Consider the following 13500-nt stretch of genomic DNA (forward strand, 5'->3'; position numbering starts at 1 on the left):
AAGATCATTATCTGTGTAGCAGTATCGATTCATTTTGTTCTATGGTCTGATTATTTTTATGCCTTTAAAGAAGAAAATGACGTCCAATTAAAAAATCTATTTCCGCAATACACCGAAGGCAGAAAACTGGCTGGGATTATTTATGATGATAAGTTCAGAAATGGCCCCGTTTATATTCACTTCCCAAACTATTATATTGTCTGGAAGAAGGGAATCGCCGCATCATCCATGGTGGACTATGAAGTTGGGACTGTGATAAGGAGGAAAGTTAGCGAAACCATCTTGCCATCTTATTTGGAATGGATTGATCCCGATTCAAAAAAAGGTGAAAGTTATGATGGGAGATATTCGATGATGGACTTTATCTTGATTCGGGGATCAATTCCGGAAAAAGATCGAGAAAATTTTAAAGAGTTTGAATTTAAAAGATCTTTTTCAAAATGGTCCCTTTACGAAAGATTATCAAATCATTGATTGGGAGCATTGGAGAATTTGACCTCCCGAGGGAGTTACAGAGAAAATGGCATCATTAATTTAGTCAACCAGGATGACAGACAAAAATTATTAGGTGGCGACCTATTCAGTCGTGCCTGGAGACCGGCTCCGAATGGGAATGGGGAAATCAGCGATTTCTATTATTGAATAGTTACGGAGTTATGATAGATACTGAACCGTTGATGTGCTCGGTTCGATCCGGAAAATACACATCTTGAGGATCAGAATTGCTTTCTAAGACAGTCCGGATATGGATGATTTTTTTGACCCTGGTTTGGGTTGCCCTTTTTCTCGGTGCCGGGACCGTCTCCGTTATTTCCTATTCGGCTGCTAAAGTCCTGGCCGACCAGGTCAGTATGGCAGGCAGTGCTCACCGATTCCCGTTGGAATTTTTTGAAGGAATACAAAGACAGGCCCGCTGGACCGTTGTCTTCTTGGCCCTTATCGGGATCGTTTTCTTTATCTTGCGAAGGAAGATCCAGCAAAACTTGGAAGAACTGATCCCTTCCCAAACCGGCCTTCGTAACTTAATGGACTTTTCTTCCTTTTCCCGAATAGAAATGGCCGGACTTCTTGTTTTGATTGTCATCGGCTTTTACCTTCGATTGGTCCAAATGAAAGGGATTGTGACCTACGATGAAGCCTTTACCTATTTCCAATACGCTCAAAATCCTTTGACGGCCGTTACGGTTTACACCCATGTCAACAACCATATTTTCCATACCCTGCTCATTTCCATTATCACCATTTTCTTTGGAGGTTCTATCTGGGCGTTTCGGTCCGTAGCCTTTATCGCCGGACTGTTGCTGATCCCTATTGTCTTTGGGGTGGCCAGGTCTCGACAACCAGGGGCTTCGACTTTAACTGGTTGGCTGGCGGCAACAATCGTGTCCGTTAACCCATTGGTCGTCCAGTATTCGGCCATGGCCCGTGGGTATACTCTTCAGGCCCTGATAGCTTTATTGACCTGGGGTCTATTCGTCCGGATTTACCAGGGGGATCGTACCCTGGTTTTCATGCTTGGCGTGCTATGCTCCCTATCCCTGTGGACCATCCCTACCTCTTCCTTCCTTTTGGTCGGTCTTGGATTTGCTTTTTTATTCGGGTTTTTCGAAAAAAGAATAAAGATGAATGCCCTGCTCAATTTTCTTTTAATTACAGGAATATTTTCGGCTATATTCTGGGGTCCGGCTATTATCGTTTCCGGTTTAAAAGCTTTTTTAATGAATCCTGATGTCAATCCAGTTACCGGGGGGGGGACGGTTGATCCCTTTTTTGAGCGTTTCAGGTATCTTAAGGGGCCTTTGTCACTTCATAGTGGAGGATCAGCAGGAGTCGGTGTGGTGGGTCTTTTGACCCTTTGGGGTTTGTCTGCGGCACCTAATCCTTGGCGTTGGCTTGGGATGGGGATTTTTCTCTCCATCATCTCTTTGATCGCTTTAGTTCAAGTGACGCCTCCCCCACGGACGTGTGTTTTTTTGGTGCCTCTTATAGCCCTCCTGGTTGATTTTGGCCTTTGTAACATAAGCAAGCTATGGCAAAAAAGAAGAAAAAGAGCGGAGGTTATTGTAGGTGTCCTGGCTATTTTTTATATCCTCACAGTCTTTCCCATCCCTCTCCAATACGAGGGACCCGGACATAAAGAGGTTTCCGACTTCGCCAAAGTGGTAGCCAGCCAGTGGACCCCAGGGCAGACTATCATGATACAACCCGAAACAACCCGAATGCTTCAACCTATTTCGGGAAGTTTATATCATTGGTATAATGCCTATACGGTTAGATTTTATTTAGAAAGAGCGGGAATTCCGGAATCGGCCTTTCACTGGAGAAGAAAAGGCCCCTCCTATAGAGGAGTTTGGTTGATTTCAGTTCAGGTAGACGGTAAACCTATGGACCTCCAAGGACCTGAAGGTAAGAAATTTACTTGGGACCTGATCATGGGTCCCTATTCCTTGGCTAAAAAAGTGCCTAAGAGCCAAATCCCGGATTAAATAGTTGCAAGATAAAAGATTTTGTAATAGTTTAATAACATATTTTATCGGGATAAAATAAGGAGTTGTTTTTATGGGGTCTTTTTTGAATTCAAAGAGATAATTTCGAAAAAATAGAGCATCAGATGGCTATAATAAAAGTTTGTCTTTTATTGATTATGACCATTTTTTCTTGACAACTTTTTTAAGAACATCTGAATGAATTTCGGATAGCTCTCTGACCATCATTTGGGGACCCAAGAATGGGAAAAGGGTAGAGTACCTATGGGAAGGCGGTTCAAATTACCATTGAGAATGTTGGGTATTTTTCTGGTTCTTTACCTGTCGTTGTCCGGAACAAACTGTTCGGCCGAAGCGGGCAATCTCATTTATAATGGAAATTTTGAACTTCCTGCCTCCCAGAACCCACCTCCCGGTTGGGCCATGTGGGGGGCAGCCATCTACCAGAACCCGGACCATTATACTTTAGACCCTAATAGTCCCTATCGAGGCCGGTATTGTCTGCGAATTCATCATCCGGCCGGCACCTCAGGTTATATTGTCACGTCACCCAAGAATGCCATTCAACCTAAGCAAGGAAATATTTATAGGGTGTCTTTTTTTGCTCGCACAGACAAACCAGGGCCTTCCGTGTTTGGTTTTTACGCCTACGAAAACATCAGAACCTATGTTGACGCCCCATCTCCCGGTTTCTTTTCCTTGGACGTGGATCGACAATGGAAGAAATTTACTTTTGACATCAGGGAGGGGCTGGGTTTTTTTGCCGACCGGTCCAGATTTCTGCTGTTGACCCTGAAAGCCACTAATGATTCCAAAGAAGAGAAAACCCTTTGGATAGACGAAGTTTTTGTTTCCGAAGAGGACTATTCCCCGGGAGTACGCCTGATTGATGAAAGGTCGTTGCCCCACGAGACTTTGGCGCACCGATTACAGCCGGGCCCATCTCTATCCTTTACGGTGGACGGGCAAAAGCGGTTAAGGGATGTTAATCGCATGGTCAGCGGGATCTCCTTTCATCGCGTAGCGGGTCATACGGGGCAGCCCTACAACGGACAGGGGGTATATACACTGTCCCCTTCTTTGGAACAGGCCGTTCGTGACCTTCGCCTGCCTTTGACCCGTTTTTATGGGTTAGGAGATGAGCCCTTCAGCCTGGAAGAGGCCATCGACAAGGCCGCGGAGGTATGCCTGCGGGTTGGAATCCCTCAAGGGCAAACGGTGCTTGAGTTTGAGCCCCAGGATGCCCGATATAAACTGGCCCCGGAGGTCTGGGGTAAAGGGGTCCGCCATTCGGTCCAAAAGAAATATGGCTTTCGTTATTGGGAGATCGCCAACGAACCGGAAAATGCCGCTCTTAAACCGGGTCGAAAAGTGGCCTACCCCTCCCCGGACGACTTTGTAGACCACTTTAAAAAGGTCAGTCAGGCCATCCGGCAGGTGCAGCCCAAGGCCCAAATCGGGCTCCCTATCTCCGAGACCCCCTTATGGGGAACCTATCTCCTGAGTAAGGCAGCCGGATATTATGATTTTGTGACCGGTCACTATTATGCCGTCTCCCAGGCCCACCGCCGAAAGTTTGAAGCCGTTGCCTTAACTGAAAACTTCAAGATCCTGGATAAAATAATCCGCATCAATGAACTGATCAAGGCCTATAATCCTGGGAAAGAGGTCTACCAACTGGATACCGAATGGGGAATGCACAGTGGAGGGCCGAACAATGAAGCGGCCGACTTTGTAACCCGAAACGCCAACATCTTCGGGCTCCTTCATCGGGCCGTACGCCTGATCTATTATGCCCGGGAGGGGATCCTCCGAGGTGCCGGCTCCTGGAATTTATTGTCCAATCTGGATGCCCCCGGGTTTGCCGTCCTTTCTTCTCAAGCCCCGGGGGAAAAGACTCTTTTGTATTGGCTTTATTATTATTTTAATCGCCATTTAGGAGACTGGGTTCTCGATATGAAGGGGACGGCTCCTTACTATATTCCAGTTTCAGGAGAGGACCCGCTGACCAAATCAGGTGAATTTCCAGGCCCTTTAACTCCGGTCCTAACCACCATGAGTAAGGACGGAAAGGCCCTTTTTTTTGTTATCGCCAATGGATCATGGCATAAGGAGGTCCCTTGCCTGGTGACTATTTTAAATCATCATTCCAGTCAGGCGGAGGCTGTTTTGCTTACCCATCATGATTCTAACGGAAGACCCTTTTTGGATAGAAAGGAAGATGCTGTTTCCCGATTGCCGGTTTCGATCCAGAAACAGGAACTGCGATGCAATATTCCGCCTCATTCGGTGGTTTTTATTACCGTGCGGGGGAAATAAGTCTCTCTCCTCTTTGCCCTGCACCTAGGGAAGCAATACAAGAGAAGAATTAACATGGGTCGTTCAAAAGCCATCTGGATCATCCTGATAATCTGTCTTGTCAGCCGGTTGATTTTCTTCCTGGCCGTTAAACCCTGGGATCAACGGGTTAGAGACGGGATCCTTCTTAAAGAGGATGCCTTAGAGTACCACCAATTGGCCATCACCATGGCCCAAGACCATCAGTTTGCCTATGAAAAGGATGGACCTACAGATACCTTCAGAACCCCTCTATATCCTTTGTTCGTCAGTCTGATTTATTTTTTTCAAGACCAACCCAGGCCATGGACGGTTCTCTTAGTCCAAATATTGATTGATACGGCCTCCTGTTTTTTACTCTTTTTATTAATCGTTAAATTTTTAAATAAACGGATAGCGTTTTATGCCTCTCTTTTTTATGCCGTAGATCCGTTCTTTATTTTGTACTCGGTCACCCTCCTAAGTGATATCCTTTTTGTATTTTTATGCATCCTGGGGGCCATCTTTTTGGCCGTGCCCTTGGCCAGAGAATTCAAGGAAAGGAGCAGCGTCTGGATCGCCCTATCCGCCCTGACCTTCGGCCTGGCCACTCTGGTCAGACCGGTCTCCCAATTTATTCCTTTTATCATTTTTTTCTTTCTGCTCTATATCTTGAGGGAAAAATTGAAGAAAGGAATAGGGTTGATGTTGTTATTTTTTCTTTTCTTTCTATTAACCCTTTCCCCTTGGATGATAAGAAATCTGGTCCGTTTCGATACACCTTCTTTGTCAACTGTAGGGAGTTATGATATCGTCATCCTATATATTCAACCCATGGAGATCGAGCGCAGGGGACAACCCTTCGAGGATGTTCGAAAGGCCCTCCTCAAGGAGGCGGACCAGCTTATGATCCAAGATGGTAAAGATCCTCAGAGGATGAATGAATTCCAAAAAGACCCATACTGGAGAAGACTGGCCTTCCGCTATATCGCCCAATATCCTTTCTCTTTTTTAAAGCATTTTTTATTCGGTATTTTACATACCATGGGAAATCTGGCCACCGGTCCTTATGCCGAGTTGCTCCAGCTTTCAAATAAAACGGGGAATTTTCAAATCAAAGGCCATTCCGGCTTGATCGCTTTAATAAAAGGATGGTTTAGTCAAAAATCCAGGGTAGAAATAGGAATCGGCCTGACCATTGCTTTGTATTTAATGGGTAGTTATTTTTTGTGGGCTTTAGGTCTGATTATTTTTTGGAAAAGTTGGCGTCATCAGCCTTTTTTGTGGTTCAGCCTTTTGATAGCCTTATATTTTATTTTCATTACCGGTTCAGCGGGATTGGCCAGGTATAAACTTCCTGCCGTTCCCTTTTATTTGGTTTTTGTCGGGTTGGGCCTCCATTATATCTTGTGCCGGGACAAAAGGGAATAGGGACATGAAATGGTTTAAAAAGACTCCGTTTTCATTATGGGCCATTATATTAGGATATGGCTTGCTTAATATTCCTTTTTTGTTCTCAGGATTTGGAGAACCGGATGGTTGGAGAAATGGATTGGCCGCCCTGGGTTGGGCACAAGATTTGGGTTATATACCCTCCAGATTTCCGGGCTTCCCGGTGGTCGAATTGGCTTACGGTGTAGCGGCCAAGCTTTTTCCATGGGAGTCGTTTTGGATTTATACCAATTTGGTGACTCTATTCATAACGATGATCGGGATTTATTTTTTCTTTCAGATAGCGCATTACCACAAGATATCCCAACTTCTGACAACTGTTTTACTCCTCTTTTTTATACCGGTCGTCTTTATTAACGCTTCCTCATCTATGGATTACCTCTGGACCGCAACCTTTATCTTGATTTCCTACTGGGCCTTATTACAAAATAAAGCGATTATAGGAGGTCTTTCCCTTGGTTTGGCCATCGGAGCCCGGTTAACCACAGGCATTTTTTTGCCCGCATTTTTACTATTTCTGGTATGGAATGAGAAAGTTTTTACTAAAAAGACTGTCCTTCGGGGAACTCTGCTGTTCGTTTGCGCGACCCTGTTCATTTCCTTGGGCGCCTATTTCCCCTTGCTCTGGCGATATCATCTTAATTTTCTGGAAACCCTATACCCGCCTCGTGATTTTATCCGGAGCGGCTATTATGTCATGCAATGGATTTTCGGATTGCCGGGGTGGATATTTTTTCTATTCTGGGTATTCAAGAAAAGAAAAGGGTTTATGCAATGGAATTGGGAGTTTTACTTGTGGGGGTTCATCATTGCCGCTTATCTTGTTTTGTTTCTGGTTAAACCAGAAAAAGTGGAATACCTGATCCCCATGTTCCCTTTTGCGGTCCTCTGGATCGCTCGATGGCTCAATGGGAAACACTTGACTATCTTGACCTGCCTGGTTATTGGGAATAATTTAATATCCTTCCTGGTGTTCCAACCCGGTCCCCAAGGATTGAAAATGGAATGGGTCGACAAAGGGACCGCCTTTCAGAAGTACGCCGCCTACAAGCAGTATATCGGAGATAATCGTTTTCTTGTTCGATATCCTTATTTGCCTAATTCAGTAGTGGTTGTGGGCTGGTATGAACCTGGCATTGAATATTTCTTAGAGCTTCCTGCCAATCAGACCAGAAAGAATGAGTTGTTAAAAAACAGGATCCAATTTTCTCATAATTCCGGTTGCGCCTGGCGAAAAAACACTTATTTAGTGGAGGGACCGAGTCGGGAAAAAGAGGGAGATCCTGCTTTAGTTAATGCCCAGGTTATTCGTCTCCCCTCAATGTCCAAATAATGGAAGGAAGGCCCATGGTACTTGGTAAAAAAGTAGTCGTAGTTATGCCGGCTTATAATGCCGCGCAGACCTTAGAGAAAACCTATAGTGAGATGCCTCATGAAGTAGTGGATGATGTGATTTTAGTCGATGATTTCAGTCATGATCGGACGACTGAATTGGCCCGGTCTTTGGGGATCAAAGTTTTTCTCCATGAGAGTAACTATGGGTATGGAAGAAACCAAAAAACTTGCTATGCCGAGGCGTTGAAAGTGGATGCCGATATCATTGTTATGCTCCATCCGGATTATCAATATACACCCAGGCTGGTTCTACCTATGGCTGCTATGATTGCCGGAGGGGAATATGATGTGGTTTTAGCCTCCCGGATCATTGGTGGGGGCGCCTTAAGTGGGGGAATGCCCTATTATAAATATATTTTTAATCGCTTTCTTACCGCTTTCCAAAACCTATTGATGGGTTCAAAACTCTCTGAATTTCATACCGGCTATCGGGCTTTTTCACGGAAGGTTTTGGAAACACTTCCTCTATTGGAAAATTCAGATGATTTTGTTTTTGATAACCAGATGTTGGCCCAAACCTTGATTTTCGGATTTAAGATCGGAGAACTCTCCTGTCCGACCAAATATTTCCCCGAAGCCTCATCGATTAATTTTTGGAGAAGTTCTCGATATGGGATCGGGGTAATCCTGACCAGCCTGACGTTTCGGCTGCAAAAATTGCGATTCGTGCACTCCCGGTTATTTAGCTCCAAAGGCCAACGTTTGGGGGAAGGTTATTATAAAAAATATTAATTTTTATACTATTTTATCCTTGATAGAGTTTTTTTTATCCTTTATTCTTTCTGAAGATAATAAAAGAGATTAGGAAATAATCAATCTCAGTCAAAACACGCTAAAAACGATGGTAAGAGATAGGGAGATCAGGGGATAACCTCAAAATAATTGTAGCTAAGAAAAAACGAGAGGATAAATATGCCGATAGCATCAGATGTTAAATTGGGGAAAGGGGTCTGCTTCCATCATCCCGAATTAATCAATCTCTATGGGTGCAGTATCGGTGATGAGACCAAGATCGGTGCCTTTGTGGAGATCCAAAAAAATGCCCAAATAGGTGCCCGTTGCAAGATTTCCTCTCATGGTTTTATCTGTGAAGGGGTAACGATTGAGGATGAGGTCTTTATAGGGCATGGGGTGATCTTTATTAATGATCGGTATCCTCGGGCAACAAGGGATGGTTATTTACAGGATGATAGCGATTGGGAGGTCGTCCCCACAAAGGTTAAACGCGGGGCTTCTATCGGTAGCGGGGCGTTGATCCTTTGTGGCGTAACTATTGGAGAGAAGGCCATGGTGGGTGCAGGAGCCGTGGTCACTCAGGATGTACCCGACTGGGCCATAGTTGCAGGGACGCCAGCCAGATTCATTAGGAATATCAATGAAAAAGAGCAATAGGAATTGACTGTTTCTGGTCTGATATTGGTGATTTTCAGCGCTTTATTGACTGTGGCGGCTAATCTCCTAATGAGAGCGGGGATTTTGCGGGCCGGTGGATTTCATCTTGGATTAAATACGATCCGTGAACCCATCCTGTCCCTCCTTCAGCAACCCATGTTTCTGATAGGAGTTATTTTATATGGAGCTGCTGCGGTTGTCTGGTTTCGCGTCCTTTCTTTTGAAAATCTCAGCAATAGTTATCCCTTACTGGTGAGTCTGACTTTTGCCTTGGTTACTTTGGGTGCGGCTTTATTTTTTCACGAACAAATCACTTTGCAGAAGATAGTGGGGTTGTTGGTAATCTTAGTGGGTATTATATTAGTGGCTTCAAATTGAGGAAAATTAAATGATCCAAGTAGGTGTGATTGGTTATGGGTATTGGGGGCCCAACTTGGTCCGTAATTTTTTGGAGGTCCCTGGGTGCCGGGTAGTAATGGTGAGTGATTTGCGCCCTGAACGGTTGGCCTTAGTACAACAACGTTATCCAGGGATAAGGATAACCGTTGATTATCATGATTTGATTTCCGACCCGGCTATAGATGCCATAGCTATCGCCACCCCTGTTCATACCCATTTTAGCTTAGCTCTTGAGGCCCTACGGTTAGGAAAGCATGTGTTGGTAGAGAAGCCCTTGGCCGATACCTCTGATCATTGTCTTCAGCTTATTGAAGAAGCGGCCGGGCGAAATAAGGTATTGATGGTGGACCACACCTTTGTTTATACCGGGGCCGTGCGAAAAATCAGAGAATTGGTTGAGGGCGATAGTCTGGGTGACCTTTACTACTATGATTCGGTGAGAATAAATCTCGGGTTATTTCATAATGACGTCAATGTGATCTGGGACTTGGCGGTACATGATCTTTCCATTATGGATTTTGTCATGTCGTCACGACCAATTGCTGTATCCGCAACGGGTATCCGCCACATTCAGGAACAACCTGAAAATATTGCCTATCTTACTTTATTTTTTAATAACTTTTTGATCGCCCATTTACATGTTAATTGGCTTGCTCCTGTTAAAATACGTCGGACGTTACTTGGGGGAAGCCAAAGAATGGTTGTCTACGATGACTTAGAGTTTAGTGAAAAGGTTAAGGTCTATGATAAGGGAGTCACGGTTAATAGCACTGTCGATAGCCTTTACCAGGTGCTGGTTGGTTATCGTACCGGCGACATGTGGGCACCCCAATTATCTACGACTGAGGCCTTGTTAATGGAATCTCAACACTTTATCTCCTGCATTGAGAAAGGCGAGCACCCGGTTACGGACGGACAAGCTGGTTTGCGGGTGGTGCGTATCATCGAAGCAGCTACCCAGTCCATGGCTCAGCGTGGGCGGCCGATGGATTTGAGCAAGGACTAACGATGATCCCATTCGTCGATTTGAAAGCCCAGTATTTAAGTCTTAAGGAAGAGATTGACACCGCTGTGGCTAAAATTTTTGAAAGTTGCCAGTTTATCTTGGGAGATGAAGTTTCGGCCTTTGAAAAGGAATTCGCCGCTTATACCGGAACACGGTTCGGAATCGCCGTAAATTCAGGGACCAGTGCTTTGCATTTGGCTTTATTGGCAGCCGGAATAGGCTTGGGTGATGAAGTGATCACCGTCCCGTTCACCTTTGTGGCCACCGTAGCGGCTATTGAATATGTAGGAGCCCGCCCGGTCTTTGTTGACATCGAGCCCGGATCCTATACCATGAATGCAAAACAAATTGAGGAAAAAATCACTGAACACACCAAGGCCATTCTTCCCGTCCATTTGTATGGCCAACCCGCCGATATGGATCCAATTCAAGAAATTGCCCGAAGGAATGGTCTGGTCATCGTCGAAGACGCCGCTCAAGCCCATGGAGCCGAGTACAAGGGGCAAAGAGTCGGAGGGATCGGTCACTTGGGATGTTTCAGCTTTTATCCGGGGAAAAACCTGGGGGCCTATGGTGAGGGTGGAATGGTGGTCACCAACAATCCTGAATATGATCGTTTGATTCGTATGCTGCGTGATTGGGGGCAGGACCGGAAATACTCCCATGTATTAAAAGGGTTTAATTTTCGTATGGAAGGGCTGCAAGGGGCTATTCTGCGAGTCAAATTACGGCATCTCGAAGCTTGGACGGAGTCTCGGAGGACTCATGCGGACGAGTATCGTAACAGGCTAATAGGATGTGATTTGCAGCTACCGGAGGAGATGCCCTATGCCCATCACGTCTATCATGTTTTTACCGTTCGTTTTTCCCGAAGAAATGTTCTTCAGGAAAAATTAACCGCCGAAGGGATACAAACAGGGATCCATTATCCTTTGCCGGTGCATTTACAAATGGCTTATTCTAATTTGGGTTATCAGAGAGGTGATTTCCCATTTTCAGAAAGTGCAGCAGAAGAAGTTCTTTCTCTGCCTTTGTATCCCGAAATGAATGAAACTCAAATAGAAAGAGTCTGCAAGGTCATAAAGCAAAATGGATAAACCTCCTATGGAATATTATAACGCGAAAATGCTGTTCGTCGTTTACCTTTCGGGGAAATAAATTCTTAAGATTCAAGATGCTCAATGAAGCAGATTTGCGAGTTTAAAAAGGATTCCTTTGAAAAAATGAAAGTTTATAATAAAGGGTTAACCCTTATCGATAACCCTGAGAATCGTTTTTAGATGATGACCGGCTACAGGCAGAAGGGATATGTGGGCTCCTCCTTCGGATATCAACGAAGCCTTATGGAAAATTGATGTCGGATAATACCTTTCTGAGGCCTCACCTCGCAAACCCAAAGCTCATTTTAATATTATTAATCTTATTGGCATGGTCTTGCCGACTCATCCTTGTCTTCCATGGCGGTCAATTGTTTTGGCCGGATGAGATGCGATACTTCCGGACATGGAAATTACTTTACTATATTTCCAACGGAAATATAGGGGAGGCTGTGGACGCTCTTATCCCAGATTCTTATGTGAATGGAGGATTTATTTTCCTATCCACCATTCCTGCTTTTTTTCAATATGGAATAATTCTTTTAAAAAATCTCCCTCTTACTTTAGCATCGGTTGGGGATACGAGTTGGGTGCCTGCCCTATTTCTGTCGACTGCCTCCGTAGCCAGTATTGGATTAATCTATGCTGTTTCTCGAAAGAAAGGTGCCGGTGAAACAGAGAGTCTGCTGGCAGCATTCTTGATGGCCATCTCGGTGAGTATGTTGTATTATTCTCGTCATCTGTTTTCTTACGACCTTGCCATGGCTTTAGGCCTACTGGCTTTGTGGCTAGGATTGAATCAGCACTGGAATATTCGACAATCGGTCCTGTGCGGTCTTTTGGCCTTTTCAACTTTTTGGGTTTATAATGGATATTGGTTATTTGCCTTGACATCTCTGGTTTTTCACACATTATCCGGTAAGCCGCCGAAACGGGACATGATTAAACGAGGGGTAGTCAGCGGATTTGGATTCATCTTACCCATAGCCCTGCTAACCCTTTGGACTTTTTACCGAGGCACAACTCCGTTTATCACTAAATTGGTCAGGAGTAGCCAAGTCATAACACAAGGTGATTTTTCTGAAGGTTGGTCTTTACCCTGGGTCTATCTTTGGCAGGCTGAACACGGTCTGCTATTTCTATGGGGAATAGGCATTGGAATAGTCCTTTGGCTGTCTTTTAGGGACCGGCACCCGGCCCGTGAGCGGGGTTTGGTCTGGGTAGGAGCCGTAGCCGGAATTTATTTGTTTCTTTTCTTTTTTTCTTCTGTCCTTGAAAAAATGGTCGTCTATGGGCGTCTGGCCCGACAAATGGTGCCTTTTTTATGCCTATCAGCTTCTTGCGGCCTTACCTATTTTGTGGAAAGATATTGGCCTAAAGGTAAAAATTGGATGCTAATCATCTTTATCCTTATTTTGATCCAAACAGCGATTAACTTTGCCCAACCTTTCAACCAGCGTTTCCCGGTTGACATTCAGCGTCGGGTAAAGGATCATTATGGAGAAGTAGCTCTGGATTTATCGATTAAGTGCCCCCCGGCCTTATGTGAAAAGGAGAAAAAGATGTTTTTGATTAAACGTCAGTTAGAAGCCATCTACGGAGAAAAGGCCCGAAACCTAATTATGAAGGAATCATCGGCAGAGGATGGAAAGGGGGAAAGGTGTCCCTCGCCATATGTTTTAGTAAATGCTCAATATCTCTACCCAGTCTGGGGATCCAAGACCATATCGACCGGTGAGACTTTGTTAAGCTTTAACCATCCGTTGCAGTATCTTCCCTATCAGTATGAAGGGTATACCCCCAAAGAACGCTCAATTCTCAGATCTACGGATATTTCCATGCGTCTGATAGATACCAGAACCACCCGATAAAGAATGAATAAGATAGGGATAGGAAACTCAAGTTTGGCAAATTTTTTATGTTACCAGTGCTTCTGCTCTTCCAGGCAGGTTGCGGA

11 protein-coding genes are annotated in these 13500 nt (G+C 44.8%); all 11 read left to right on the plus strand.

Features of this window, described 5'->3' with window-relative positions; genetic code table 11:
* The coding region (locus HY879_03655; protein MBI5602427.1) for a hypothetical protein at positions 1–474 on the plus strand (474 nt) is incomplete at its 5' end.
* A gap of 284 nt (positions 475–758) precedes the next feature.
* On the plus strand, positions 759–2486 hold the full coding sequence (locus HY879_03660; protein MBI5602428.1) for a hypothetical protein: 1728 nt from the start codon (positions 759–761) through the stop codon (positions 2484–2486).
* A gap of 591 nt (positions 2487–3077) precedes the next feature.
* Complete coding sequence (locus HY879_03665; GenBank protein MBI5602429.1) at positions 3078–4805, plus strand: hypothetical protein; 1728 nt, start codon at positions 3078–3080, stop codon at positions 4803–4805.
* A 54-nt stretch (positions 4806–4859) separates the two neighbouring features.
* The gene (locus HY879_03670) at positions 4860–6233 is read left to right on the plus strand and encodes a glycosyltransferase family 39 protein (protein ID MBI5602430.1); all 1374 of its coding nucleotides are present in this window, start codon (positions 4860–4862) and stop codon (positions 6231–6233) included.
* Positions 6234–6237: 4 nt separating this feature from the next.
* The gene (locus tag HY879_03675; protein ID MBI5602431.1) at positions 6238–7587 is read left to right on the plus strand and encodes a hypothetical protein; all 1350 of its coding nucleotides are present in this window, start codon (positions 6238–6240) and stop codon (positions 7585–7587) included.
* A gap of 14 nt (positions 7588–7601) precedes the next feature.
* Entirely contained in the window at positions 7602–8381 is a 780-nt protein-coding gene (locus HY879_03680) for a glycosyltransferase family 2 protein (GenBank protein ID MBI5602432.1), read from the plus strand.
* A 180-nt stretch (positions 8382–8561) separates the two neighbouring features.
* Entirely contained in the window at positions 8562–9041 is a 480-nt protein-coding gene (locus HY879_03685) for an N-acetyltransferase (protein ID MBI5602433.1), read from the plus strand.
* Between the two features lie 3 nt (positions 9042–9044).
* Positions 9045–9419, plus strand: coding sequence for a hypothetical protein (locus tag HY879_03690; GenBank protein MBI5602434.1), 375 nt, complete (start codon positions 9045–9047; stop codon positions 9417–9419).
* Positions 9420–9429: 10 nt separating this feature from the next.
* On the plus strand, positions 9430–10446 hold the full coding sequence (locus HY879_03695) for a Gfo/Idh/MocA family oxidoreductase (protein MBI5602435.1): 1017 nt from the start codon (positions 9430–9432) through the stop codon (positions 10444–10446).
* 2 nt (positions 10447–10448) lie between these two features.
* Complete coding sequence (locus tag HY879_03700) at positions 10449–11543, plus strand: DegT/DnrJ/EryC1/StrS family aminotransferase (GenBank protein ID MBI5602436.1); 1095 nt, start codon at positions 10449–10451, stop codon at positions 11541–11543.
* Between the two features lie 452 nt (positions 11544–11995).
* Complete coding sequence (locus tag HY879_03705; protein MBI5602437.1) at positions 11996–13414, plus strand: hypothetical protein; 1419 nt, start codon at positions 11996–11998, stop codon at positions 13412–13414.
* Positions 13415–13500 lie beyond the last annotated feature (86 nt).

It is taken from the genome of Deltaproteobacteria bacterium (assembly GCA_016219225.1).
In the GTDB taxonomy this organism is placed as follows: domain Bacteria; phylum Desulfobacterota; class RBG-13-43-22; order RBG-13-43-22; family RBG-13-43-22; genus RBG-13-43-22.

Coding starts and splice junctions, on each gene's coding strand:
- HY879_03685 (MBI5602433.1), top strand. CDS start 8,562: ATGCCGATAGCATCAGATGTTAAATTGGGGAAAGGGGTCTGCTTCCAT.
- HY879_03675 (MBI5602431.1), top strand. CDS start 6,238: ATGAAATGGTTTAAAAAGACTCCGTTTTCATTATGGGCCATTATATTA.
- HY879_03680 (MBI5602432.1), top strand. CDS start 7,602: ATGGTACTTGGTAAAAAAGTAGTCGTAGTTATGCCGGCTTATAATGCC.
- HY879_03695 (MBI5602435.1), top strand. CDS start 9,430: ATGATCCAAGTAGGTGTGATTGGTTATGGGTATTGGGGGCCCAACTTG.
- HY879_03670 (MBI5602430.1), top strand. CDS start 4,860: ATGGGTCGTTCAAAAGCCATCTGGATCATCCTGATAATCTGTCTTGTC.
- HY879_03700 (MBI5602436.1), top strand. CDS start 10,449: ATGATCCCATTCGTCGATTTGAAAGCCCAGTATTTAAGTCTTAAGGAA.